Here is a 24,530-nt window from a genome sequence, read left to right as displayed (position 1 = left end):
GCAGGCATGAGTGGGTCTCCACCATGGACCTGTTGCTCCTCGCGGGGCGACGGGTGGCTACCCCGGCCGCCGATCCGCCGGGAAACCGGAGCGCCGAGCGCTCCAATCAGCTGAAACCGCCCCATGTCCGTGATCGCCTCCGCGCGCCAGCAATGGCTCGCCTCCCCCCGACGCGACCTCCTGGCTGGAACGGTCGTGGCCCTGGCCCTGATACCGGAAGCCATCGCCTTCTCCATCATCGCCGGCGTCGATCCGGCGGTCGGGCTCTACGCCAGCGTCATCATCGCCGTGACGATCGCCTTCGTTGGCGGGCGACCGGCGATGATTTCGGCAGCGACGGGCGCCATGGCCCTGCTCATGGTCGGCCTGGTTCGCGACCACGGACTGGAATACCTGTTCGCCGCCTCCATCCTGTGCGGCGTCTTCCAGATCATTATCGGGTTGCTGCAGCTGGGGCGCTACGTGCGGTTCGTCAGCCGGAGCGTGATGACCGGCTTCGTCAACTCCCTGGCCATCCTGGTCTTCATGGCCCAGCTGCCACAACTGATCGGCGCCAACTGGCAGACGTTCGCCCTGGTGGGCGTGGCCCTTGCCATCATCTACGGCCTGCCTCGCCTGACGAAGGCGGTCCCGGCGTCACTTGTGGCCATTGTGGCCGTCAGCGCCTTCGCCATGCTGACCGGCGTGGATGTGCGCACGGTCGGCGACATGGGCCAGATGCCGACCAGTCTGCCGATGTTCCACCTGCCGGTCGTTCCCCTGACGTGGGAAACCCTGACGATCATCGGCCCCATCGCCGCCACCCTGGCCTTTGTAGGTCTTCTGGAAAGTCTGCTGACGGCCAATCTGATCGACGACATCACAGACACCCCGTCCGACAAGGATCGCGAGACCCGGGGCCAGGGGATCGCCAACATCCTGTCCCCCCTGTTCGGCGGCATGGCGGGGTGCGCCATGATTGGCCAGTCCATGATCAATGTCACTTCTGGCGCGCGAGGAAGGCTATCGACCCTATGGGCCGGCCTGTTTCTGCTGTTCCTCATTCTCGTGCTGCAGCCATGGGTGGCGCGAATTCCAATGGCGGCGCTGGTGGCGGTCATGATCGTGGTCTCACTCGGCACGTTCGACTGGAAATCGGTCACTCAGATTCGGTCGATTCCACTGCAGTCCACTGTGGTCATGCTGGCGACGACCGTGACCGTGGTCCTGACCCATGATCTGTCCAAGGGCGTGATGCTTGGCGTGGTTCTGTCCGCCGTCTTCTTTATGCGGAAGGTCGGCAAGACCCTGGTTGTGACCGAGATCGAGACACCGGTAGCGGGCGTCCTGCGCTACCGGGTCGCCGGTCAACTATTCTTCGCTTCGGCTGATCTGTTCACCGCCAGCTTCGAACATCACGGTCATCCTGTTGAGGTCGAGATCGATATGACCGGCGCTCATCTGTGGGACCTGACCGGCGCGGCGGCGCTCGACAAGGTGGTGTTCCGCTATCGTCGCCAAGGCGCCTTCGTTCGCGTCCTGGGGCTGAACGCTGCGGCGAACAGCCTGATCGCGCGGGTGGGACAGTTTGAAAAAGTCCATTTGCCAGCGGGCGAAGGGGCCCACTGACCGCGCTCCAGCGCTCGCCCTCAGGGACACAGTCAGCATGTCAGAAGGCCGGGATGCTCCGGGCGCCGATGATGGTGAGGTCTAGCTCGACCCCAGAGCTCTCTCGATCCACCGCCACATCGGGCTGCCCACCACCTACCCATATTCGCGCATGTCCGGCGGGGACGGAGCGACCTCCGTCCTCTCCGACCACGCTCAGGGCGCGCGCGGGGATTTCGAAAGCAACCTCCCGGCTTTCTCCCGCTTTCAGCATCACCCTCTGAAAACCAGCCAGACTGTGGCGAGGCGCGCCGTCCACGTCCGGGCGCGATACATAGAGTTGAACCACCTCTTCGCCGTCGCGCTCCCCTGTGTTGGCGACCTGAACGCTCACGCGGGTAGTCTCTCCAGCCGCGATGCTGTTGTGGTCCAGGCGCGCCTGATCGTATCGGAAGCGGGTGTAGCTAAGCCCGTAGCCGAACGGATAAAGGGGCTCTCCATGGAAGTAGCGATAGGTTCGTCCCGTCATGCCATAGTCGGTAAAGGCCGGCAGATCGTCGGCGCTGCGATAGAAGGTCAGGGGTAGACGTCCCGAAGGACTGAAATCGCCAGCGATCAGTTCGGCCACCGCCTGTCCGCCGTCGCCGCCGGGATACCAGGCCTCGATGATGGCCGGCAGGTTCTGGTCCGCCCAATTCACGCTCATGGCCGAGCCGTTGATCAGAACAAGGACGACGGGCTTGCCCGTGGCGTGCAAAGCTTCGATCAGCTTCTGCTGAGGCGCGGGCAGATCTAGGCTGGTGCGGTCGCCGCCCGCGAAACCGGGCGCCTGGACCGACATCTCCTCCCCCTCGAATTTCGACGTCAGACCGGCGGCGAACACCACGAGATCCGCGTCGCGCGCGGCGGCCAAGGCCGGTTCGTCGCCGACGCTGGGCCGGCTCCACTGCAGCCGGTGCGTTGCGCGCGCGCCGATCTGCTGAGCCTCGACACGAATAGCGTGAACCTTGTCGTCGGACAGCCGTACCGAACGATCCGAGGTCGGCCATGCGCCGTCCCACATGTCCGCGATCAGCACCTCATCGATATAGACACGGTAGCCGGCGTCACCGGTGTAACGGAACCGGTATTCCCCCGCCTCCGGCGCCTTGACGAAGCCCGTCCAGCGCGTCGAGGCGTTGCGCTGCTCCCGGTCAGGCCAGCCCCAGCGGACCATGACATTGGCGTCGGCGCGCATGGTCGAGGCCCCGCCCAGTTCGGCCGGTCTCGAACGCCTCCGCCGACAGGCCTGACTCGACACAGGCCGCGTCGCGACAAAAGGCGGCGTCGGGAATGTCTTCCAGCGGCGGGGCGACCCAGCCTGTGCCCTCGACGTGGATCACCTCGGCCTGCGGAAAACGCGCGCGCAGACCGTCAAGGATCGTCGAGGGGCTCGACGGCGTGCCGTTGTAATTGCCGACGAGGGCGTCGACCGTGTCGGCGTTGGGCCCGATCACGGCGATCCGACGCGGCGCCTGGGCCAGGGGCAACAGGCCGTCGTTCTTCAGCAGGACCAGAGACTTGCGCGCCGTTTCGAGCGCCAAGGCGCGGTGCTCGGGCGTGTCGAAATCGCCAGAGCCAATCCTGGCGTGGGGGCCGGACGCCGCCAGATCCATCGTCCCCAGCCGATAGCGGGCCGTGAACAACCGCACGAGGGCTCGGTCCAGTTCGGCCTCTGTCAACAACCCCTGCTCGACGGCCCACACCGTGGTTTCGGGCCGGAAGGTGGCGTTGAAGCGGAAATCGCAGATCAGGTCGGTCCCTGCCTTGATGGCCAGCGCCACCGCCTCCTCTGGAGTTTTCACCGTGGCATGCGACGTCGGCAGATAGATGTCGGCCACGGCGGCGCAATCCGACACCACATGGCCTTCGAAACCCCAGTCCGTCCGCAGCCGCCGCTGCAGATAGTCTTCGCTGGCGCAGGCGGGCACGCCGTCGATGGCGTTATAGGCGCACATCAAGGCTTGAGGCCTGGCCTCTGTCACCGCCGCGTAGAAGGCGGGCAGATAGGTGTCGGTCACATCGTGAGCTGACGGGTGGATGTCATCGCTATGCCGCGTCGCCTCGGGCCCGCTGTGAACCGCGTAGTGCTTGACCGCCGCGATGGTCTTCGGTTGGGCCGGATCATCGCCTTGCAGGCCTCGTATGTAGGCGACGCCGAACCGCCCTGTGAGGTAAGGGTCTTCGCCCCAGGTCTCCTGACCTCGCCCCCACCGCGGATCGCGGAAAATGTTGATGTTGGGCGACCACACCGTCAGACCCCGATACTGGACCGAGCTTCCATCCGCACCGCGCGTGCTGACGTACTTGGCGCGGAACTCTGTGGCGACCGTATCGGCGACGCGCTGCACCAGTTCTGGATCCCAAGTCGCCGCCATGCCGATCACCTGGGGGAAGACCGTGGCGATGTCCGCGCGGGCTACGCCATGCAGGCCTTCGTTCCACCAATTGTAGGCCGGCACGCCCAGACGCGGAATCGCTGGCGCGCCGTGCTGAATTTGCGCGGCCTTCTCCTCCAGCGTCATGCGAGACACCAGATCGGCCGCGTGCACCTCAGCACTCTCCGCCGCACGCTTCGAAACCGTTGCAGGCGCCTCTCCGGCCCGTGCTGAGGCTGCCCCACCCAAGCTCATGATCAACGCCAAGGCGGAAACCAGGGTTCGCGCAATCATACTAGCCTCACGTGCTGGACGATAAATAGTATTATTATATTTCTTTTCGTCGCAAACGATCCTCGTTGCAACAGCATTGCCATGCGACGCGACCGTAGTCGGTCCGCACCGGCCGACCCGCGCCTTCTTGCGAGGCTTTATGTTTTAGGTTTTCTCAAGAGAGGGTTCGGACGCTCCGGATAATTTACCGAGCCCGAAAGCAGACGCTCACCCACAGCAGACGGCGCTACTGACGCGTCAGCCGAATGGCCCGCAGGTCGGCTTCATTGCGCACTACGCGGGCGGAGACGATGTCCTGCGACGGAGAGACGGCCAGACTTTGCTTCAGGCCGAAGGTCCCCAGCGACTGAACATCACGGCTCGCGCCGGACCATGCTGTCAGGCGCAGAACCGCCTCGCCGCCGGGCGCGCCCGTCAGGTGGTAGATACCGGCGGCTGTCGGCGTCCATGCCGCTTCCGGGTCGATGCGGATCAAGGGCGAGACCAAGGCGACACCCCCAGCGTCCAGACGCCAGAGCCGGTCATCATCCTTCTTGACCGCATAGAGTCCCGTGGAGCCGGCGCCCTTGATCGTCAGAACACCGGCGCTGTTCGGGACGAACTGATCGGTAACCGTTTCAATCCACCAGACGGTAGCCCACGCCCGGCTCCGTGACTATCAGCCTTGGTTGGGCGGGGTCGTCTTCTAACTTCTGACGCAGCTGGCCGACAACGACGCGCAGATATTGCGTGTCGTCGACGTGGGCCTTGCCCCAGACGGCGGTCAGCAGGTCGCGGTGGCCGACAACCTTGCCGGCGTTGCGCGCCAGATGGGCCAGGACGTCGTACTCCTTGGGCGTGACGCGCATGGCGTCGCCCGCGCGGGTGATCAGGCGGCGCTCCAGATCGATGACCACATCGCCCGCCGTCAGCGGTCCGGTCGCCTCGGCGCGCGGCGCCGCCTGGCGCAGATTGGCGCGGACCCGGGCCAGGAGTTCGCCGACGCCGAAGGGCTTTTCGACATAGTCGTTGGCGCCCAGGTCCAGGGCCGCGATCTTCTCGGCCTCCTTGTCGCGCGCAGACAGGATGATGATGGGTCCGGCGTAGAACTCACGGGCGCGGGCCAGCACGTCCTTGCCGTCCATGTCGGGCAGGCCGAGGTCCAGTACCACGGCGTCGGGGCTCCACAGGGCGATGCCGCGAAGGCCCTCCTGCCCGCTGTCGGCGCGGCGCGGCTCATAGCCGGCGGCGTCCAGCGCCGGGGACAGGAAGCGGTGGATCTGGGGCTCATCGTCGATGACGAGAATCTGGGGACGGACGGCGACCATCGGCGGACCTTAAAGCAGGCTCGGGTGTGTGACGACGGCCTTGGGCAGGCTGATCAGGATACGGGTGCCTTTGCCATCCATGATCGGGCTGGCGGCGGCGATGCGGCCGTTCATGGCCTCGACGAAGCCCTTGGCGATGGCCAGGCCCAAACCGGCGCCCTTGGTGCGGTCCGATGGCTCTTCCATGCGGCGGAACTTGTCGAACACCCGTTCCAGTTCGGCGGTCGGGATACCCACGCCCTCGTCCTCGATGGAGATGACCACCGAGCCCCGGTCCTCATAGGCGGCCAGTTCGACGGTCGAGCCATCGGGGCTGTAGGCGATGGCGTTTTCAAGGATGTTGACCAGCGCCTGCTCCAGCAGCCCCTGATCGACCGTCACCAGACTAAGCTGGGCCGGGAAGTCGCGGGTCATCTTGCGCTCGCCCAGCCGCCGCGCCACCCGTTTGCCCGCTGCGTTCAACACGTCGCGCACATCGACCCAGTCGGCGCGGATGTTCAGGCCGCCGCCTTCCAGCCGGGTCATGTCGAGCAGGTCGCCGACATAACGGCTGAGGCGCTCGGCCTCCTCGCGGATCGACAGCAACAGGTCGGCGCGAACGGCGGGCTTCAGCTTGTCGCCCAGGTCGATCAGGGTGGTCGAGGCGCCCAGCACCGTGGACAGCGGCGTCCTCAGATCATGGCTGACAGAGTTCATCAGCGCGCCGCGGAAACGGTCGGTGCGGCGGAGGGTCTCGGTCTCGACCGCCTGCCCGGCCAGATCGGCGCGCTCGACCGCCACGGCGCCCTGGTCCAGCAGGGCGAGCGCCAGTTTCTCCTCGTCCGAGCCGGGCGACAGGGCCGCCGCCTCGATCCCCGCCACGCCCGCCCGATCACGCACGCCCTGCAAGGGGCGAAAGGTCCAGCGCGCCTGCGGCAAGGTGCCGGTGCCGTGGCCGGCCGGCTCGCCCTTCTCCCAGGCCCAGCGGGCGGCGGCCATGGCCTCGGCGCCCAACTCGGGCCTGCCCGGCGCTCCGGCGATCAGGGTCAGTTCGTCCTCGACCGGCAGCAGGACCACAGCCCCCGCTCCGGCCGCCGCCGCCGTCTGTTCGGCCAGAATTCGCGCCGCCGTCGCGCGGTCGCCCACGCCGGTCAGACGCTGGCTGGCGGCTAGCAGGGCCGAGACCGCCGAGGCGCGCCGCTGCGCCGCCCGCGCCTGTTCGCGCACCCGCCCGGCCAGCACGCCCGTCGTCAGAGCTACGGCCCAGAAGACGATCAGGGTCAGGAGGTCGGTCGGCGATCCGATGGCGAAGCTGAACTTCGGTTGCAGGAACAGGAAGTTGTAGGTCAGGAAGGCGACCGTCGCCGCCGCCAGCGCCGGGCGCAGACCATAGAGAACCCCCGCCGCCAGCACCGCCGACAGATAGATGACGCCCAGATCGACGCGCTCGAACGTCCGGTCCAGCAGCAGGGCCAGACCCGTCGCCGCCACCACGCAGGCCGCGCCGACAGCGTAACCACGCCAGCCACCCATCAGGGGCAGGCGCGGTTCGCGCAGCGTCTTCTCTTCCAGATCGGCCCCGTCGGTAATGACGTGGATCGCCACGCCGCGCGCCTGACGCAGCAGTTCGGCCGCCAGCGATCGGCCCAGCCATTCGGACAGGCGGCTGTCGCGCCCCTTGGCCAGAACGATCTGGGTGACGTTGTTCTGATGGGCGTGATCCATGACAGCGCGCACCACGTCGTCGCCGGACAGGACCACTGTGCGCCCGCCCAGTTGCTCGGCCAGCTTCAGCGCGTCCGACAGCTTGCCCGCAGAGCCGACCCCGTGCCGCGCGCCAGAGGGTCGGTCAACGTGGGCCACGGTCCAGGGCGCGTCCATCATCATGTCGGACAGGCGACGCCCGGCGCGCACCAGAGGCCCGGCCAGGCCGTCGCCCGCGATCAGGACCAGAATCCGCTCGCCCGCCGCCCACGGCCCTGTCATGCCCTGCTCCCGCAGGCGGGCGGTCAACTGATCGTCCACCGTCTGGGCCGCGCGGCGCAGGGCCAGTTCGCGCAGGGCCGTCAAGTTCTCGACCTTGAAGAAGTTGTCCGAGGCCAGCCGCGCCGTCTCGGGCACATAGACCTTGCCTTCGGCCAGACGCTTGCGCAGCTCCTCGGGGGTGATGTCCACCACCTCGATGTCGTCGGCCCGGGTCAGGACGCTGTCGGGCACGCTTTCACGTTGTCTGACGCCGGTGATGCGCAGCACCACGTCCGACAGGCTTTCGAGATGCTGGACGTTCAGCGTGGTCCAGACGTCGATCCCGGCGCCGAGGATCTCCTCCACATCCTGCCAGCGCTTGGGATGACGCGAACCGGGAGCGTTGGAGTGGGCGTACTCGTCGACCAGCAGCAATTCGGGCCGGCGTGCGATAGCCCCGTCAAGATCGAACTCCAGCAAGGTCCGGTCGCGATAGGCGATAGGGTTGCGGGCCATGACCTCCAGCCCGCGCAGCAGGCTCATGGTCTCCTTGCGACCGTGGGTCTCGACCACCCCGACCACCACATCGTCGCCTTCCGCTTTGCGTCTGCGGGCAGCGCGCAGCATCTCATAGGTCTTGCCGACGCCGGGCGACATGCCCAGAAAAACCTTCAGCCGCCCACGCTTTCGCGGGGCGGCCGGGGTCTTGATCGTCGGGACGATGGGCGGCGCCATCAGCCCTCCGCCGGACGCGGGAAGCGGGCGTCCAGCGCCATATTGGTCAGCAGCACATTGACGCGCGGCTGGCCCAGCACACCGAACGTGCGCCCCTCCTCATGCTCTCGGATCACCTCGCGCACCTGCGCCTCCCCTACCCCGCGCGCGCTGGCGATGCGGGCGACTTGCAGCTCAGCGTAGGCCGGAGAGATATGCGGGTCGAGGCCCGACGCCGAGGTCGTCACGGCGTCGGCGGGGATAACCTTCACGCCTGTTTCGGCGCGGAAAGCATCGGCGTCCGTCTTGATCCGGGCGATCAGGTCCGGGTTCAGCGGGCCGAGGTTCGAGCCCGACGACACCGAAGCGTCATAGCCATCGCCCGCCGCCGAGGGGCGCGGATGCAGGTAGCCCGGCTCGGCGAACGACTGGCCCACCAAGGCCGAGCCGACAACCTTACCCGCCTTGTCGCGGACCAGGCTGCCGTCAGCCTGGTCATGGAAAGCGGCCTGAGCCACGCCCGTCACCGCGAACGGATAGGCGACGCCCAGAACACCGGTGAACAGGGCGATCATCACGACCGCCGGGCGGATATGGTTCAGCATCAGAATGTCGCCTTCACGCTGGCCACGGCGCGACCGTCATAGGCGGCGCCGAAGTCGTGTTCGTCGGTGTCGAAATAGCGGACGTCCAGCGCCAGATGGTCCGTCATCTGCCAGGCCGCGCCCAGGTTCCAGGTGGTGTAGTCGAAGTCGGAGGACACCCACTGACGGCCCAACGCCGCTGAGATGGTCCACCTGTCGGCCGGGCTGATCGCGCCGTTGATCTCGGCATAGGTCGCCTCGTCTTCTGCCGCGCCGAAGAAGTCGGGCGACCAGTAGACCGCCGCGCCCAGGGTGGCAGGGCCGACGGCGCGCGAGGTCGCAGCCTTCAGCTCGACATAGTCATAGTCGGCGCCGTCCGGCTGGCCGACGTAGAAGTAGCTGACCACGCCGAAGTCCCAGTTATTGCCGGCGAACTCGGGCCGGACGCCGGCGTAGAGGTCGATCTCGGCGTCGGTATCGGTGTCTCCGGCGAAGGCGACGTTGCCAGCCCAGGCCCCGGCGTAGAACAGCCCCTGACTCATATCGACCCCGGCCGAAATCGCCGGATCGCTCTCGGTCTGGCTGACGCCTCGGAAGACGTAGTCGGTGGCCGCGGCGGCGTTAAAGGCGAAGTCAGGGCCGTTCTTTTCGGCCGCCGCCCCCTCGGCCTTTGCCGGACTGCTGCACAGGCCAAGCGCGATGATGGCCACCAGACAGGCCCCGCCGAACAGGGCGTCGTTGGAGCCAGAAGCCTTGGAAGAGTTGCGTTTACGCATAAGAGTTTTCCTTGATCGCTCTGGGCCGGCTTCAAGCCAGGCCGAGGGCGGAAATGACGATGTCGATGAGCTTGATGCCGACGAAGGGCGCGATCAGGCCGCCCAGGCCGTAGATCAGCAGGTTGCGGCCCAGCAGCTTGCCGGCCCCCACGGCGCGGTACTTCACCCCGCGCAGCGCCAGCGGGATCAGGGCGATGATGATCAGGGCGTTGAAGATGACAGCCGACAGGATGGCGCTCTCCGGGCTGGATAGCTTCATCACGTTCAGCGCCGCCAGCGATGGCAGGCCGACCACGAACATCGCCGGGATGATGGCGAAATACTTGGCCACGTCGTTGGCGATCGAGAAGGTGGTCAGAGCGCCACGCGTGATCAGCAGTTGCTTGCCGACCTCGACGATCTCGATGACCTTGGTCGGGTCGCTGTCGAGATCGACCATGTTGCCGGCCTCGCGAGCAGCCTGGGCGCCGGTCTGCATGGCCACGCCGACGTCGGCCTGTGCGAGGGCGGGCGCGTCGTTGGCCCCGTCGCCGCACATGGCGACCATGCGTCCCTTGGCCTGTTCGGCCTTGATCAGGCGCATCTTGTCCTCGGGCGTGGCCTCGGCCAGGAAGTCGTCGACCCCGGCCTCGGACGCGATGGCCGCCGCCGTCACCGGGTTGTCCCCGGTGATCATGACGGTGCGCAGGCCCATGCGGCGCAGGTCGGCGAAGCGCGCCTTAACCCCCGGCTTGACCACGTCCTTCAGGTGGATGACGCCGACCAGGGCGTCGTTCTCGACCACCGCCAGAGGCGTGCCGCCCGAGCGGGCGATACGGTCCACCGCCGCGCGGAACTCGGCGGGCGCGGCGTTTTCGTCCACGCCCAGGGATTTCAGCACGGCGTCAACCGCGCCCTTGCGCCACGACTGGCCGTCGGCCTCCAGACCCGACTGGCGGGTCACGGCGCTGAACGGGATGGTTTTCGCGCCGGCGGGCAGATCGCCCGTCACCCCGGCGTTGCGGCCTAGTTCGATGATGGAGCGGCCCTCGGGCGTCTCGTCGGCCAGCGAGGCCATGACCGCCGCCCTCATCGCTACGTCTGGACGCACGCCTGGCACGGTGATGACCTCGACAGCCATGCGGTTGCCGAAGGTGATGGTGCCGGTCTTATCGAGCAGCAGGGTGTCGACGTCGCCTGCCGCCTCAACCGCGCGGCCCGAGGTGGCCAGCACGTTCACCTTCAGCAACCGGTCCATGCCGGCGATGCCGACCGCGGACAGCAGCCCCCCGATCGTCGTCGGGATCAGGGTGATGAAAAGGGCGCCCAGGACGATGGGGTCCAGCTTGATCCCGGAATAGGCGCCGAGCCCCAGCAGGCTGGCGACCGCGATCAGGAAGACCAGGGTCAGTCCGGCCAGCAGCACCGACAGCGCCAACTCGTTCGGCGTCTTGCGACGGTCCGCGCCCTCGACCATGGCGATCATGCGGTCCAGGAAGGTCGCGCCGGGGGCCGAGGTGATGCGCACCTTGATCCAGTCCGAGACGACCGTGGTGCCGCCGGTGACGGCCGAGCGGTCGCCGCCGCTTTCCCGGATGACGGGGGCGCTTTCGCCGGTGATGGCGGCCTCGTTGACCGAGGCGACGCCTTCGATGATCTCGCCGTCCGAGGGGATCACATCGCCGGCCTCGACCAGGACGATGGAGCCGATCTCCAGCTCCCCCGCCGGGGTCGGAACGACCGTGCCGGTCTTCGGATCGACGATCAGCTTGGCCTTGGTGGTGACGCGAGTGGCCCGAAGGCTGTCCGCCGCCGCCTTGCCACGCCCTTCGGCGATGCTTTCGGCGACGTTGGCGAACAGGACCGTGGCCCACAGCCACAGCGCCAGCTGGATGGCGAAGCCCGCCGCCTGGCCGCTGACCACCGCCACGACCGCCGAAGCGGTCGCCAGCAGGGCGACGATCCAGGTGGCGAAGATCACCGGGTTCTTGAGCAGTTTGGTCGGGTTCAGCTTGACGACGGCGTCGCCGAGCGCCCGGCCGAGCATGGCCCCGGTCAGACCGCCCGCAATGGGGGTCGACCGAGGGCTCGACGGATCGAGCGTAATTTGGGTCATAAGATTATCCGATCAGAACCGGGCCACGACCTGGAGCATGTCGAAATGCTCCACGATCGGACCCAGCGAGAGGGCGGGGAAGAACTGCAGACCGCCGAGGATCAGGATCACCCCGATCAGCAGGCCGATGAACAGCGGGCCATGGGTCGGCAGGGTCCCGGTCGAGGGCGCCAGCTTGGGCTTGGCGACCAGGGCCCCGGCGACAGCCAGCACCGCGACGGCTGGGACGAACCGGCCCAGCAGCATAGCCAGACCCAGGGTGGTGTTCCACCAGGGCGCGTTGGCGGTCAGACCGGCGAAGGCCGAGCCGTTGTTCCCGGTCGCCGAGGTATAGGCGTAGAGGACCTCGGACAGGCCGTGCGGCCCCTTGTTCAGCAGTCCAGCCAGGGCTTCGGGCAGGACGGCGGCGATGGCCGAGAAGCCCAGCACCGACAGGGGCACGACCAGGACCGCCAACATGGCGAACTGGATCTCGCGCGCCTCGATCTTCTTGCCCAGATACTCGGGCGTCCGACCGACCATCAGGCCCGCGACAAAGACCGACAGCATGGCCATCAGGACCATAACGGCGACGCCCGAGCCTATCCCGCCGGGCAGAATCTCGCCCAGTTGCATCAGGAACATGGTCACAGCCCCGCCCAGCGGCATGTAGCTGGCGTGCATGGAGTTGACCGAGCCGTTGGAGGCGCCCGTCGTCTGGGCCGCCCAGGCGACCGAGGACGGCACGCCGAACCGGACCTCCTTGCCCTCCATATTGCCGACCGAGATATCGACGCTAGCGGCGATGGCGGCCGGGGCCGGCTGGGTTTCAATGACGTAGAGCGCCGAGGCCGCAGCCCCCAGCAGGATGACCGCCGCGGCCACCAGGGCGCGCACGTCCCGCTTGGCCAGAACGCTGCGGCCAAAGGCGAAGAAGGCCGCCCAGCCCAGGACGTTGATGCTGATCGCCGTGATCAGATTGGTCAGCGGCGTCGGGTTTTCCAGCGGGTGGGCCGAGTTGACGTTGAAAACGCCGCCGCCGTTGATGCCCAGTTGCTTGATGGCCAGCTGGCTGGCGGTCGGGAACAGGCTGATCGTCTGTTGGCCGCCCTCCAGCGTGGTCGCCTGAGCCGAGGCCGCCAGCGACTGAACCACGCCCAGCCCTGCCAAAGCCACGGCCACGATGAAGGCGATGGGCAGCAGGACATAGAGGCTGGTGCGCGTCAGGTCAGCCCAGAAGTTGCCGACGCCCTCGCCGCGATTGGCGATAAAGGCGCGAGCCAGCGCCGCCGCGATCGTCGCGCCGGTCGCAGCCGAGACGAAGTTCTGAACCGTCAAGCCGACCATCTGGGTAAAGGTCGACATGGTGGTCTCGCCGCCATAGCTCTGCCAGTTGGTGTTGGTGACGAAGCTGACGGCGGTGTTGAACGCCAGATGCGGGCTGACGCCGTCAAATCCTTGTGGATTCATCGGCAGGACGCCCTGCAGACGCAGCATGGCGTACAGCAACAGGAACCCAGCTAGGTTGAAGGCCAGCAGGGCGCCAGCGTAGCCCAGCCAGCCCTGGCTGCGCGTCGGGTCCACCCCGGCGGCGCGATAGAACAGGCCCTCCACCGGCTTCAGCACCGGGTCTAGCCAGGTGCGCTCGCCGTTCCAGACACGCGACATATAGACCCCGAGCGGCCAGCCGAGCACGACAGCCAGACCCAGGGTCAGGGCGATTTCCGCCCATCCTTGAATATTCATGAGAAGGCGGCTCCGCTCAGAACCGCTCGGGGCGCAGCAGGGCCGCGACCATATAGCCGGCGATGACCAGGGCGCCGACGCCCCACAGGACGTTCAGCCACATCGTCACAACCTCTTCAACGCAACAGCGAGGGCGGCGAAAGCCAGGAAGGCCCCACCGCCAATCGCCAGAAAGATCACATCGGCCATGCCGAAAGCCTCCAGCTCAGTAAGAGCCGGAAAAGACGCCCTAAGGCCGTAAGCGGGCCATGCGAAAACCGGAGCCGGACATAAGGCCGGCATAAAGACAGCCTTCGCGTCGGATCGTCACCGACGGTAGCCGGTTGACACCACCATGGCCGCACGCTTAGTCGATATGTAATAACATTACATATGGAGTTTCCGTGTCCCTGCTTTGGAGTTGCGCCAGCCTGTGTCTTCTGGCGGCGACAGACGTTCCCCTGCCCGATCAGGCGCCGGTTCAAGCGAACGACGCCACGACTGTCGGCGAGATTGTGGTTCTGGGTCGCCGCAAACAGCGCGACCTGACTCTGGGCGCCGGCCCGGCGACCGAGCGGATGTCGCCATCCAGCCGCTCCATTGAAAGCGACCTCCTGCACGCCGTCGGCGCGGTTCGCCTCGCCGACGCGCTCGAACTGGTCAGCGGCGTCAGTCAGCAGAACAATCGCGGCGGCGTCATGGACAACTTCGCCATTCGCGGCTTCCTGGGCACGCCGGATGGCGGCGCCGAATACTATGTCGACGGCTTCCTGGCCAATCGGGGCATGGCGCCGCCGCGCGATCCGGCGACGGCGGAAAGGGTCGAAGTCCTCAAGGGCCCGGCCGGCGCCCTGTTCGGCGACATCGATCCTGCTGGTCGGGTCAACATCGTCTCCCGCACCCCGCGCTTTGTCCCGGACGCCGCCTTCATCGCCACCGTGGGTTCGTTCGGGTTGCGACGCGGCGAACTGGATCTGACGGGGCCGTTGTCCGAGACGCTTGCCGGTCGCCTGGTGGTCGCCGGCGAAACCAGCAGCGGCTGGCGCGATTACGTCGGGCTCGACAGAACCGTCGTCGCGCCGTCCCTGACCTGGCGGCCGAACGACGACCTGCGGCTGACCTATGTCGGCGAGTTCACCACCTTCACCACCCTGTTCGACCGCGGACAGCCAGCCATCAACGGCGACGCCCTCGCCCTGCCCCCGTCGCGCTACTTCGGCGAGCCCGGCGACGGCCCGACGCGCTTTCGCAATGAGCGCCACCAGATCACGGGCGACTATCGCCTGAACGACGACTGGACGCTGAAAGGTGGCTTGGCCTGGCGCGGCGGCTCGCTACGCGGCCTCTCCAGTGACCACTCCCGCCTGGTCGGCGACACGCTTTGGCGCCAGCGCCGAGGCCGGGATTTCTCGGTCGAGGATCTGTCCGCCCGATTGGCGCTGAACGGCCAGATCCGCGCCCCCAAGGGCGTGCACAACCTCGAACTCGGCGCCAAGGCCTACAGTCTGACCTATGGCGAGCGCTGGCTGCGCATCAACCCGACCCAGGCCAACCCCTATCCGATCAACGTCAATGATCCGGTCTATGGCGGCGTGGCCCCAACGCCCCTGCCCTTCACCGACAATCTGGAGACTCGCGAGGTCGTCACCCTCTACGCCCAGGACCTATGGGAGGTGAATGACCGCCTCAGCTTGCTGGCCGGCCTGCGCTACGACGACTATCGCCAGACCATTCGCAACAATCGCACCGGCGCGGTGGGCGAGAACACCGACGCCCCGATCGATTACCGCATCGCCGCCCGCTATCGCCTCACCGAAGCCATCACGGCGCACGGCAGCTATGGGCGCTCCTTTGTCCTTAACTCCGGTACAGGTCGCGACGGCTCCGGCTTCGCCCCCGAGGAAGGTCAGGGCTACGAGATCGGGCTATCCGGCGCTTGGGAGGGCCTGGATCTTGCGGCGACCTTCTTCGACATCGAGAAGAACAACATCCTGACCAATGACCCGGTGGACCCGAACTACCTCGCCCCGGTCGGCCGATTGACCACGCGAGGCGTCGAACTGGACGGATCCCTGCGCATTGGCGAGGCTTGGCAGGTCGTGGCCAACTACGCCTGGACGGACGCGCGAACTGACGACGCCGCCTTCGCCAGTGAAGACGTGCTAAACGTGCCCAAGCATTCCGGCTCCCTGTTCGTCATGGGCCGGTTCAACACCTCCCATGGGACGGATTGGTCCTTCACCGCCGGGGCCGCCTACGCCGGCGATCGGGCGGCGGCCATCGACGGCAGCGGCGTTCGCCTGCCCGCCTATTGGAAGGCCAAGGCGGCGGTCGAATATGGCCTGACGGATCGGGTCAGCACACGTCTGGAAATCGATAACCTCTTCGACGAACGCTACGCCCAGAGTTCCTACAGCCCCCTCTGGATCTTCCCTGGCGCGCCCAGAAGTCTGAAGGCGTCGATCAGGCTGACGTTGTGAGCATCAATCGTCGCTGGCACCTCGTCAGACGAGGTCGGAAGGGCAAGGTCCGACCTCTCTTCCGACTTAAGTTTCATCAGATCGAGCCAGACGCGGGTTCTGCGCGTGTTGTATCCTGGCCAGCAGAAAGCCCCGCGGCGGCGTGCGGCGGGGCTCTGGGATGTTTGGGTGCGGTGGACGATACCTCACACCTACGGTCCGCTTCATGGCTTAACTGCGAGGGGCGCGATCGTGTGAAAATCACTGGAGTGGAAGACCAACGGCATGATCCCGTCGGTGGCGGCGGCCCGGTGAAGGCGGAACAGGACGATGTCGTGATCGCCGGCGGGTATTTCATTTTCGACCGAGCACTCTAGCCAAGCCGTCGCGTTCGCTAGGAAAACGGCTCCGCTTGGCGCCTTTTCGTAGTGCAGCTCCAGAAAGCGATCCCCCGTCGCCTGCGCCAACTGGCGGGCCGTCGCCGCATGACCATGGCCGAGGAATGAAATTCCGAGGCGCCCACGGGTTCGGAGCTGCCGCCAGGTCCACGAGCCGCGCTTAATGCAGACAGACACAAGCGCAGGCGCCAGCGAGACCGCGACGAAGGCACTGGCGGTCATGCCGATGGGCTGACCCCCATTCATGGCGCACAGGGTGGTGACCCCGGTTGGGAACCTACCGAAGAGTCGGCGCAGGTCGCTCTCTTCGCCGATGTCGCTCAGAAGGGTCATTGCGTCGGATCTTGATGCGGCATGCGTCATGCGGTCACCGTGACCGTCGGAACGGTTTGCTCCGGTCGCCGGCTGTAGCGCCGCGCGAGGGCGGCGCAGGCCATTAGCTGCATCTGGTGGAACAGCATGAGCGGCAGGACGATCAGGCCCACTGTCGCGGCCGGGAAAAGGATATTGGCCATCGGCAGACCGCTGGCCATGCTCTTCTTGGAGCCGCAGAAGACGATGGCGATCTCGTCCGCGACGGAGAAACCCAAGACCCGGGCGGCCACCGTGGTGATAATCAAGACCGACGCCAAGATGACCATGTTCAGCAAGAGGACGAGAGCGAGCATCGGTGGCGTCACCTGGCTCCAGATACCCGCGACGACACCAGCGCTGAAGGCCGAATAGACGACCAGCAGGATCGAGCCCCGGTCGGCTAGGTTGGAGACTGAGGCGGCGCAAAGCGCAGCCGGGACATTCCCTCGCGCGATCGAGGTGAAGGCGATCGACGATCGCACCGTCGACGGCAACAGGCAGACGAACATCAGCCCGGTGGCCAGGCCGCTGTCCAGGTGTCCGCCGGCCAGCGTCACGACCCAGAACCCGATGATCGGAAAGACGATGAAGGTCGTGGCGAAGACTAGGCCCTGAAGCCGCCAATGGGTGACGCCCGCCCAGATCGCCTGCGGTGATATCTTGGCGCCGTAGATGAAGAACAGAAGCGCGATGGCGGCGTGCACCACGAGGTCGAGCACGTCCTTGCCCGCTCCCCGCGCGGGCATGACCGCAGCCACCGCCACCATGGCCATGATCGCGACGATGTAGGGGTCCAGCCGCAACCGGCGCAGAAGAGCGTTCATGAGATCAGGCCGACAGTTCTTTCCGGATGATCTCCGCGCCCGCGCTCAGCGCCTTCAGCTTGCCGTTGGCGACCCGGCGCGACAGGGGGGCCATGCCGCAGTTGGTGGCGGGATAGAGCTTGTCGGCGTCCACGAACTGAAGCGCCTTGCGCAGGGTGTCGGCGACCTCCTCCGGCGTCTCAATGACGTCGGTCGCCACGTCGATGGCTCCAACCATGACCTTCTTGCCGCGGATCAGTTCGATCAGGTCCATCGGCACGCGAGAATTCTGGGCCTCGAGCGAAATGATGTCGATGCTGGAGGTCCGCAGCTTAGGGAAGGCCTCCCCATATTGCCGCCACTCCGATCCCAGGGTCTTCTTCCAGTCGGTGTTGGCCTTGATGCCGTAGCCGTAGCAGATGTGGACGGCCGTCTCGCATTTCAGCCCCTCGGCCGCCTTCTCCAGCGTCGCCACGCCCCAGTCGTTGACCTCGTCGAAGAAGACGTTGAAGGCGGGCTCGTCGAACTGGATGATGTCGACGCCGGCGGCTTCCAGCTCCCTGGCCTCCTCATTGAGGATCTTGGCGAACTCCCAGGCCAGTTTCTCGCGGCTGCCGTAGTGGTCGTCATAGAGGGTGTCGATCATCGTCATCGGCCCCGGCAGGGCCCATTTGATCGGCTGGTCAGTCTGGGCGCGCAGGAATTTCGCGTCCTCGACGAAGACCGACTTCGGTCGGCTGACCGCGCCCACGACCACCGGCACGCTGGCGTCATAGCGATTGCGGATGCGCATGGTCTTGCGCTGCTCGAAATCGACGCCGTCCAGATGCTCGATGAAGGTGGTGACGAAATGCTGGCGGGTCTGCTCGCCGTCGCTGACGATATCGATACCGGCGCGGCGCTGATCGTCCAGTGACAGGCGCAGGGCGTCACGCTTGGCCTCAAGCAAGGCGTCGCCTTCCAGCTTCCAGGCCGACCAGAGGGTTTCGGGTTCGGCCAGCCACACGGGTTTGGGCAGACTGCCGGCGGTCGCGGTGGGCAACAGGGTTTTCATAATCAATGACTTTGCAATTCTGGACTGATCAGGCGGCGAAGTTGGCGGACCACTGGTCCAGCAGGGCACGGTGCGGCTTGATGAAGCGCTCCTCGACGAACTGGCCCTGTTCGACGGCCAGTCGACTGCGTTCCTCGCGGTCGTAGACGATGCGGGTCAGCGAATAGTCCTGGCGCTTCAGACTGGGCTGATACTCTTCCGAAGCCGGGGAGTTGGCGTTGTAGATCTCGGGACGGTAGATTTTCTGGAAGGTCTCCATGGTGCTGATCGTGCTGACCAGCTCCAAGTCGGTGTAGTCCGCCGTCAGATCGCCGACGTGGTAGAAGGCGAAGGGCGCCACGCTACCCTTGGGCATGAAGTAGCGGACCTTCATGCCCATCTTCGCGAAATACTCGTCGGTCGGCGAGAAGGCGTCGTTCCCATATTCCAGGCCCATGACGACGTGCTCATCGCCGGTGCGGTGATAGGTCTTGTTGCTCGACACGCTCAGACAGATGACCGGCGGCTTGCCGAAATTGTCGCGATAGGCGCTCGAATTCAGGAAATGCCTGAACAGCTTGCCGTGCAGGTCGCCGAAATCCGCCGGTGCAAAGGCGCCAGGATTGGCCTTCATGTGCGCCGGCAGGACCACGCTGAAGTCGTAGTCGCGGACATAGGAGGAGAAGTTGTTCCCGACGATCCCGTCGATCCGCTCGCCGGTCTGCTGATCGACAATCGTCGTCTGAAGGATTTCGATCAGCGGAAAGCTGTCCGTCCCTTCACCGGGAGCCAGGCTCATCTCGACGGAGACGATCTGGAGTTCGACCGCGTAGCGATCGCCTTTCGGATTGTCCGTGTGCGCCAGCGAGTTGAACCGGTTGTCGATCATCCTCAGCGTGTTGCGCAGGTTCTCCTGACGGCTCTCGCCCCTGGCCAGGTTGGCGAAGTTGGTCGTGATCCGCGTGTTCTCGGCGGGAACGTAATTCTCGTCGAGCGGGGTGCGCTTGATGCTGAAGGTGAATTCGCTGCTCGCCATGGTCTCTGCCGTTGATGCTGTGGCGAGACAGCGGACAGGGACGCGCGACCGCTCGCGCGGAATCGTCCCGTCGCGGCGCTCATGCGACCTGACCGGACACCCCGCCGGAGGACGTTATCTGTCGAGGCAGGTCTCCTGGCTCACGGGTCATCGTCTCCGGTCCGGCCTTCCCGGAGGCGAACCCCCAGTGACACGAAATGGACCTTCAACTCGCCGCTCACAGTTGCGGGGGCAGCGCCGGCATCGACCGAGGTCTCACCGGCTTCCCTCTTAGCTCCGCGCAGTCCGAGGACCGCGCGCAGAACCACGACGGCGTGAACATGACACGCCTGCCGTCAAAGTCAATCGCGATATAAAGATATCCTTATATGATTATGCGATTGCCTCGGCCGCATGCGCTTCTCGCCGCGACTGAATAACCGCCTGGGTCAGCGCCTGAACGCGATCGGGGTCATATTCGCCCGGACAGGGGGGCGCCGCGATACGCGCCATCATGGATGCGAGCGCCGTGGGCGTCGCGCTCCCAGGGCCGGGATCCAAATGGACGACCAGGTCGTCGAAGGACTGAACGTCCCGCGCTCGCGCGCCAAGCTTTAGCGCGCCGCGTCGGACCTCGGGCCATCGCGCGGATGCGCCACATGCGGTCATTGGAGCCAGAGCCCGAAGGCGACATTAGATCGGCTCGCACGCCACAATGTAATCAGCGCCATGTCTCAAACCGTTGCGCTCAGCACAAAGCGCGAGCCCTTCATCGCGAACCCGTTCGATCATCAAGGCAAGGCTTCGCGCCAGGCCGCGATCCGCGATCCGCGGCAGTCGTCGCACTGCCATGTCCAGTTGGCCATTCACCCATTTCGCCTTGTAGCGATTGGGAAAACGTCTGGCCGACAGCACCCTGAAGCCGGCGTTTGCGAGGGCGTTCAACGTCCACTCCGCAGGATACTCGCGATAGGGCGTCTCATCGGCAAGCATCAGAACCGCGTCGCGAAGCCTGCCGATCTCACGCACCATCCGAGCTTCGTCCGTATCGGCGGGGCCGACGACATAGGGGTCAAGCCCAACGACATAGAGCCGCCGTCCCGTGAGAGGCCTCAATCGGCCCAGCAACGACTGCTGGAAATAGGGCGCGAACCCTTCCACGGCGCCGATCAGATAATCGGCCAGAACCGTGTCATGGACCTCACCCGCCAACAGGCTCTCGTCCGTCCAGTTGCCGAGCAGCAGCCTGTCCTGCGAGCGAAAACGCGCGCCGACCGAGGCGCGCACCTGGTCTGCATGTCCGGCCGCGGCGGTCACGCCCGTCCACGCCTCGGTGTCCAACTTCGTGCTCCAGAGGCTTGAATTAACGCCAGTGCCGGCGTCCAGAAACCGCCCCCAGGGCAGACCTCCCTGCAAGGCCACGACGTGTTCGAACAGGCTCATTGCCTCTCCGCCTGTTCAGGCCCCGGCGCCGAGCGACGAACCAGCCTCACGTCGAGATCGAAACCCATGGCGTCCGCCAAGCGGGCCGCCGCCTTCAGCGTCATCCGCTCCCGGTCCCGCAACCACAAGCAGACCTGCCCGCGCGGGACGCCAAGCCTTCTCGCCAGTTCCGACTGGTTGAGACCGTTCGCTCTGCGCGTCCGATAAGCCTGACCGATCAGTCGCCAAACCGCGACTTGCACCTGCTCCGCCCTTTCAACAGCCCCCTCACCCCTCATTCTCAATCTCCGCTCAAGCTCGCTTGATAGATGTTACGGTATAACATAATAGCGACTCTCTTAATGAACGGGGAGCGTCATGCACTCAAGATCAATCCTGCTCGCAGCCGCGAGTTTTTCCGCCCTTTCGAGCGCCGCCTGGGCGGACGCCCTGCCTCAATCCGGCCCCGCCACGACCCGCGTCGATGATGTGATCGTCACTGCCGACGCCCTCGGCCGATCCAGCAAGGAGGTGGTCTCCAGCGTGGCGGTGCTGCGCGGCGACGAACTGGTCCAGCGTCGGCAATCCACCCTGGGCGAAACCCTGAACGGTCTGCCGGGAGTCAACTCCGACACCTTCGGCGGCGGGGCCAGCCGCCCGGTCATCCGCGGCCAGACGGCGCCGCGCGTAAAAGTGCTGACCGACGGCTCGGCCCTGATGGACGCCTCCGAGGTCTCGCCGGACCACGCAGTTTCAGGCGAGCCCCTGCTGCTGGAAGGCGTCGAGATCCTGCGCGGCCCCTCCGCCCTGCTCTATGGCGGGGGCGCCATCGGCGGCGCGGTCAACCTGATCGACAAGAAGATCCCGACGCGCGTTCCCGAGAACGGAGGCGAGGGCGTCGCCGAGTTCCGTCTGGGCACGGCCGACAATGAAGAAGCCGGCGTGGTCGGCCTGACCGCCGGCACCGGGTCCTTCGCCATCCGCGTCGAGGCGGCCGGACGCCGCACCGACGACTATGAGGTTCCCGACTTCGACGAGGCGACCCTGGACGGGTCCTTTAACCGCAGTTCGACCGCGACGCTCGGCCTGTCGTGGATCGGTTCGCGCGGCTATCTGGGGGCCGCCTATACGGAACAGCGCAGCGAATACGGCCTGCCCGGCCACAGCCACGAATACGAGTCCTGCCATCCGCACGGCTCCAGCCTGCACTGCGGCGGTCACGACCACGGCGAAGACGACCATGACCACGATCATGATCACGACCACGATCATGACCATGTCCCGATCGTCGACCTGATCAGCAAGCGCGTGGACGTGCGGGGCGAGATCGAGGATCCGTTCGCCGGGGTCGAGCGCATCCGCTTCCGCGGGGGCTTCACCGACTATCGCCACGACGAGATCGACGACGGCGAGATCGCCACCACCTTCACCAACGAGGGCTATGACGCCCGTGTCGAGGTGCAGCACGCCGCCATCGGCGGGGTGCGCGGCGTGATCGGCGCCCAGACCTCGCGCAGCGACTTCGCCGCCGTCGGCGCGGAATCCTTCATCCCCGAGAGCCGGACCGAGAACCACGCCCTCTTCCTCATGGAAGAGTATGCGACCGGCGACTGGCGTTTCGAAGGCGCCCTGCGTCAGGAATGGCAGGACGCCCGCGCCCTGGGACGGGCCGACACGAGCCACTCGCCCTTCTCGGCCTCGGCCGCCGCAAGCTGGACCTTCACGCCCGGCTATGTCGCCACCCTGTCGGTCGCGCGATCGCAGCGCGCCCCGACCGCCCAGGAGCTCTATGCGCGCGGCGTCCACCTGGCGACCAACACCTATGAGATCGGCACAGCCAGCCTCGACGTCGAGACGGCCAACTCGATCGAGCTGGCGCTGAAGAAGACCGAAGGCGCCACCACCTTCGCCGCCAGCCTCTATCACTACGACTACGACGGCTACATCTTCGCCGACACCCTCGACCAGTTCGAGGACTTCCGCCTGATCCGCTACACCCAGGCCGACGCTCGCTTCACCGGTATCGAAGGCCAGATCACGCACGACTTCCGGCCCGGCCTGTCGGCCACGGTCTTCGGCGACTATGTCCGGGCCGATCTCAAGGGCGACGGCGGCGACCTGCCGCGCATTCCGGCGGGCCGCCTCGGCGCGCGCGGCGACTTCTATCAGGGCGTCTGGTCCGGCAATCTCGAATACGTCCACGTCTTCGAGCAGGACCGCATCGCCGCCTTCGAAACCAAGACCCCCGGCTATGAGATGGTCAACGCCACCCTCGCCTACGACGTGGGGCTGGACGGAGTTGGTCTGGGCGACATCGATGGCCAGATCTTCCTGCGCGGAACCAATCTGCTGGACGAAAAGGCGCTGAACCACGCCTCCTTCATCAGCAACCTGGCGCCCTTGCGCGGCCGCAACATTGTTCTCGGCTTCCGCGCACGATTCTGATCCGCACCGCCTGCCGTCGAAACAGGGCGGGGACAGCCTCCCCGCCCTGCAAGGCCCCTTCCTCCGCGGCAAAGTCATCTTCCCAGCATCTCATCGCCTCCAAGCTGACCGACGAGACGGTCCGATGTCGTACCTCCTTCCCGCGTTACCGCCCCCCCCTGAGCAGGCGCACGGTTCGCGCCGGCGCTCGACTGAGCTTCCGATCCCTCCCGGCCGCGCCTCTCCCCGCGTCGCGGCCACTTTCCCGAAAGGAACGCCTTGACCACTCGTATCCAGACTTGGGGCGACGCCGCCGCCATAGGCTTATCGGCGCTCTGCATGATCCACTGCCTGGCGTTGCCCCTTCTCGCCGCCGCCCTGCCCTTCCTGGGCCTGTTAACCGATGCGCCTTGGGTGCACTGGGTGTTCGCCGCCACAGCGGCGCCCCTCGCGGCCTGGAGCCTGTCGCGCCCGATGATCGACGGCCGCCGAAACTGGCGTCTGCTCAGCTTGGCGGCGTTCGGCGTCCTGCTTCTGTTCCTCGCTGCGGCGGAATGGCCCAGCCATGAGTTGGAGACGCTCGTCACCACAGTTGGCGGCCTGGTGCTTGCGACCGCCCACGGCCTCAACTGGAGAAAACGCTCACACGATCATTGAGTCTGTGATGCGCCATAAGCGGTCACCGAGGCCGATGCACTTTCCAGACGTTCGCGTGGATCACCTCGACGGGGTCGGCAGGCTGTATATGCTGCGCGCCCATGCGATCGCCGGTCCACCTCAACGCTTTGCGCGCCTTCGAAGCCAGCGCCCGACACGGCAGTTTCTCGCTAGCGGCGGCCGAACTCAATGTTACTCCCGCAGCCGTCGGGCAGCTTATGAGGACACTCGAGCAATGGCTCGGAGCGCCGCTCTTCCATCGTGGCTCCTCGGGTAAAGCGAGACTTCAACGATTATTGTTATCCCGTCAGAGAAGACCGGAAACGTGAGTTTGGCGAGCCCTTTTTAAAGGCCACGTTTCGAAGCAGCCCATGGGCCTTCTGATCGAGCGCGTCGACTTCACCCGGGCGGAGGGCCTGGGTCGTTTCCAGCTGAAGGTGCACGGCAGCCTGGCCGCACTTTTGGCGCTGGGTCAGGCCCAAAAAGCAAAAAACCTCACAGGCGAGACCTGTGAGGTATTTGTGGGTGCGGGAGCAGGATTTG

20 protein-coding genes, 1 pseudogene, 1 riboswitch and 1 other annotated feature are annotated in these 24,530 nt (G+C 66.1%); of the genes and pseudogenes, 5 read left to right on the top strand and 16 right to left on the bottom strand.

Annotated elements, in window-relative coordinates:
- Positions 1-22: 22 nt before the first annotated feature.
- Positions 23-87 (top strand) — a sequence feature (sul1 is cis-regulatory element that is thought to sense ions involved in sulfur or methionine metabolism; They are found in Alphaproteobacteria).
- A gap of 42 nt (positions 88-129) precedes the next feature.
- Entirely contained in the window at positions 130-1,608 is a 1,479-nt protein-coding gene (locus B4A39_RS03700) for a SulP family inorganic anion transporter (protein ID WP_312217481.1), read from the top strand.
- Between the two features lie 40 nt (positions 1,609-1,648).
- On the opposite strand, the gene B4A39_RS03695 is transcribed toward B4A39_RS03700, so the two are convergent.
- From B4A39_RS03695 to B4A39_RS03650, 10 genes are all read right to left on the bottom strand, one after another.
- The gene (locus tag B4A39_RS03695; RefSeq protein WP_292033384.1) at positions 1,649-2,824 is read right to left on the bottom strand and encodes a glycoside hydrolase family 3 C-terminal domain-containing protein; all 1,176 of its coding nucleotides are present in this window, start codon (positions 2,822-2,824) and stop codon (positions 1,649-1,651) included.
- Entirely contained in the window at positions 2,781-4,178 is a 1,398-nt protein-coding gene (locus tag B4A39_RS03690) for a glycoside hydrolase family 3 N-terminal domain-containing protein (protein ID WP_292033382.1), read from the bottom strand. Before B4A39_RS03690 ends, B4A39_RS03695 begins: the two co-directional genes overlap by 44 nt.
- A gap of 346 nt (positions 4,179-4,524) precedes the next feature.
- On the bottom strand, positions 4,525-4,773 hold the full coding sequence (locus B4A39_RS03685; protein ID WP_292033380.1) for a hypothetical protein: 249 nt from the start codon (positions 4,771-4,773) through the stop codon (positions 4,525-4,527).
- 142 nt (positions 4,774-4,915) lie between these two features.
- On the bottom strand, positions 4,916-5,605 hold the full coding sequence (locus B4A39_RS03680) for a response regulator (RefSeq protein ID WP_292033379.1): 690 nt from the start codon (positions 5,603-5,605) through the stop codon (positions 4,916-4,918).
- Between the two features lie 9 nt (positions 5,606-5,614).
- Positions 5,615-8,284, bottom strand: a complete 2,670-nt coding sequence (locus tag B4A39_RS03675; RefSeq protein ID WP_292033377.1) for a sensor histidine kinase — start codon at positions 8,282-8,284, stop codon at positions 5,615-5,617.
- Complete coding sequence (gene kdpC / locus B4A39_RS03670; RefSeq protein WP_292033375.1) at positions 8,284-8,868, bottom strand: potassium-transporting ATPase subunit KdpC; 585 nt, start codon at positions 8,866-8,868, stop codon at positions 8,284-8,286. Before kdpC ends, B4A39_RS03675 begins: the two co-directional genes overlap by 1 nt.
- A complete protein-coding gene (locus B4A39_RS03665) occupies positions 8,868-9,623 on the bottom strand; it encodes a TorF family putative porin (RefSeq protein ID WP_292033373.1) in 756 nt (251 codons plus the stop codon). Before B4A39_RS03665 ends, kdpC begins: the two co-directional genes overlap by 1 nt.
- Before the next feature lie 31 nt (positions 9,624-9,654).
- Positions 9,655-11,718: a potassium-transporting ATPase subunit KdpB gene (kdpB, locus tag B4A39_RS03660; RefSeq protein ID WP_292033371.1), complete on the bottom strand. Its 2,064-nt coding sequence runs from the start codon at positions 11,716-11,718 to the stop codon at positions 9,655-9,657.
- A gap of 12 nt (positions 11,719-11,730) precedes the next feature.
- The gene (gene kdpA, locus B4A39_RS03655) at positions 11,731-13,443 is read right to left on the bottom strand and encodes a potassium-transporting ATPase subunit KdpA (protein ID WP_292033369.1); all 1,713 of its coding nucleotides are present in this window, start codon (positions 13,441-13,443) and stop codon (positions 11,731-11,733) included.
- Between the two features lie 16 nt (positions 13,444-13,459).
- Positions 13,460-13,546 carry a potassium-transporting ATPase subunit F gene (locus B4A39_RS03650; RefSeq protein ID WP_225910496.1) on the bottom strand — a complete coding sequence of 29 codons (87 nt, stop codon included), beginning with the start codon at positions 13,544-13,546 and terminating at the stop codon, positions 13,460-13,462.
- Between the two features lie 280 nt (positions 13,547-13,826).
- Here B4A39_RS03650 and B4A39_RS03645 point away from each other — a divergent pair, with 280 nt between their 5' ends.
- Entirely contained in the window at positions 13,827-15,902 is a 2,076-nt protein-coding gene (locus B4A39_RS03645) for a TonB-dependent siderophore receptor (RefSeq protein WP_292033366.1), read from the top strand.
- A gap of 203 nt (positions 15,903-16,105) precedes the next feature.
- On the opposite strand, the gene B4A39_RS03640 is transcribed toward B4A39_RS03645, so the two are convergent.
- The 6 genes from B4A39_RS03640 to B4A39_RS16425 all read right to left on the bottom strand — a co-directional run bounded on the left by B4A39_RS03640 (position 16,106) and on the right by B4A39_RS16425 (position 21,205).
- Positions 16,106-16,612: a flavin reductase family protein gene (locus tag B4A39_RS03640; protein WP_292033363.1), complete on the bottom strand. Its 507-nt coding sequence runs from the start codon at positions 16,610-16,612 to the stop codon at positions 16,106-16,108.
- A gap of 26 nt (positions 16,613-16,638) precedes the next feature.
- A complete protein-coding gene (locus tag B4A39_RS03635) occupies positions 16,639-17,457 on the bottom strand; it encodes a bile acid:sodium symporter family protein (protein ID WP_292033361.1) in 819 nt (272 codons plus the stop codon).
- 4 nt (positions 17,458-17,461) lie between these two features.
- The gene (locus B4A39_RS03630) at positions 17,462-18,490 is read right to left on the bottom strand and encodes a methionine synthase (RefSeq protein ID WP_292033358.1); all 1,029 of its coding nucleotides are present in this window, start codon (positions 18,488-18,490) and stop codon (positions 17,462-17,464) included.
- A 28-nt stretch (positions 18,491-18,518) separates the two neighbouring features.
- The gene (locus tag B4A39_RS03625) at positions 18,519-19,505 is read right to left on the bottom strand and encodes a DUF1852 domain-containing protein (protein ID WP_292033355.1); all 987 of its coding nucleotides are present in this window, start codon (positions 19,503-19,505) and stop codon (positions 18,519-18,521) included.
- Positions 19,506-19,613: 108 nt separating this feature from the next.
- Positions 19,614-19,829: riboswitch (cobalamin riboswitch) on the bottom strand.
- A gap of 348 nt (positions 19,830-20,177) precedes the next feature.
- The gene (locus B4A39_RS03620) at positions 20,178-20,927 is read right to left on the bottom strand and encodes a hypothetical protein (protein WP_292033352.1); all 750 of its coding nucleotides are present in this window, start codon (positions 20,925-20,927) and stop codon (positions 20,178-20,180) included.
- The gene (locus B4A39_RS16425) at positions 20,924-21,205 is read right to left on the bottom strand and encodes a helix-turn-helix transcriptional regulator (RefSeq protein WP_409449559.1); all 282 of its coding nucleotides are present in this window, start codon (positions 21,203-21,205) and stop codon (positions 20,924-20,926) included. Before B4A39_RS16425 ends, B4A39_RS03620 begins: the two co-directional genes overlap by 4 nt.
- Before the next feature lie 79 nt (positions 21,206-21,284).
- Between B4A39_RS16425 and B4A39_RS03615 the strand changes: the two genes are divergently transcribed.
- From B4A39_RS03615 to B4A39_RS03605, 3 genes and pseudogenes are all read left to right on the top strand, one after another.
- The gene (locus tag B4A39_RS03615; RefSeq protein ID WP_292033351.1) at positions 21,285-23,351 is read left to right on the top strand and encodes a TonB-dependent receptor domain-containing protein; all 2,067 of its coding nucleotides are present in this window, start codon (positions 21,285-21,287) and stop codon (positions 23,349-23,351) included.
- 258 nt (positions 23,352-23,609) lie between these two features.
- Positions 23,610-23,987, top strand: coding sequence for a MerC domain-containing protein (locus B4A39_RS03610; RefSeq protein ID WP_292033349.1), 378 nt, complete (start codon positions 23,610-23,612; stop codon positions 23,985-23,987).
- Between the two features lie 101 nt (positions 23,988-24,088).
- Positions 24,089-24,310 (top strand): annotated as a pseudogene (locus B4A39_RS03605) (LysR family transcriptional regulator); the annotation flags it as partial.
- Positions 24,311-24,530: the final 220 nt, after the last annotated feature.

This window comes from Brevundimonas sp. UBA4553 (assembly GCF_002387245.1).
Lineage (GTDB): Bacteria > Pseudomonadota > Alphaproteobacteria > Caulobacterales > Caulobacteraceae > Brevundimonas.
This window is presented reverse-complemented; position numbering and strand designations above follow the sequence as displayed.

Excerpts from the sequence above, each read along its gene's own strand:
- B4A39_RS03695 (WP_292033384.1), bottom strand. The coding sequence starts at position 2,824 with ATGCGCGCCGACGCCAATGTCATGGTCCGCTGGGGCTGGCCTGACCGG.
- B4A39_RS03680 (WP_292033379.1), bottom strand. The coding sequence starts at position 5,605 with ATGGTCGCCGTCCGTCCCCAGATTCTCGTCATCGACGATGAGCCCCAG.
- B4A39_RS03675 (WP_292033377.1), bottom strand. The coding sequence starts at position 8,284 with ATGGCGCCGCCCATCGTCCCGACGATCAAGACCCCGGCCGCCCCGCGA.
- kdpC (WP_292033375.1), bottom strand. The coding sequence starts at position 8,868 with ATGCTGAACCATATCCGCCCGGCGGTCGTGATGATCGCCCTGTTCACC.
- B4A39_RS03665 (WP_292033373.1), bottom strand. The coding sequence starts at position 9,623 with ATGCGTAAACGCAACTCTTCCAAGGCTTCTGGCTCCAACGACGCCCTG.
- kdpB (WP_292033371.1), bottom strand. The coding sequence starts at position 11,718 with ATGACCCAAATTACGCTCGATCCGTCGAGCCCTCGGTCGACCCCCATT.
- kdpA (WP_292033369.1), bottom strand. The coding sequence starts at position 13,443 with ATGAATATTCAAGGATGGGCGGAAATCGCCCTGACCCTGGGTCTGGCT.
- B4A39_RS03650 (WP_225910496.1), bottom strand. The coding sequence starts at position 13,546 with ATGTGGCTGAACGTCCTGTGGGGCGTCGGCGCCCTGGTCATCGCCGGC.
- B4A39_RS03640 (WP_292033363.1), bottom strand. The coding sequence starts at position 16,612 with ATGACCCTTCTGAGCGACATCGGCGAAGAGAGCGACCTGCGCCGACTC.
- B4A39_RS03635 (WP_292033361.1), bottom strand. The coding sequence starts at position 17,457 with ATGAACGCTCTTCTGCGCCGGTTGCGGCTGGACCCCTACATCGTCGCG.
- B4A39_RS03630 (WP_292033358.1), bottom strand. The coding sequence starts at position 18,490 with ATGAAAACCCTGTTGCCCACCGCGACCGCCGGCAGTCTGCCCAAACCC.
- B4A39_RS03625 (WP_292033355.1), bottom strand. The coding sequence starts at position 19,505 with ATGGCGAGCAGCGAATTCACCTTCAGCATCAAGCGCACCCCGCTCGAC.
- B4A39_RS03620 (WP_292033352.1), bottom strand. The coding sequence starts at position 20,927 with ATGAGCCTGTTCGAACACGTCGTGGCCTTGCAGGGAGGTCTGCCCTGG.
- B4A39_RS16425 (WP_409449559.1), bottom strand. The coding sequence starts at position 21,205 with ATGAGGGGTGAGGGGGCTGTTGAAAGGGCGGAGCAGGTGCAAGTCGCG.
- B4A39_RS03615 (WP_292033351.1), top strand. The coding sequence starts at position 21,285 with ATGCACTCAAGATCAATCCTGCTCGCAGCCGCGAGTTTTTCCGCCCTT.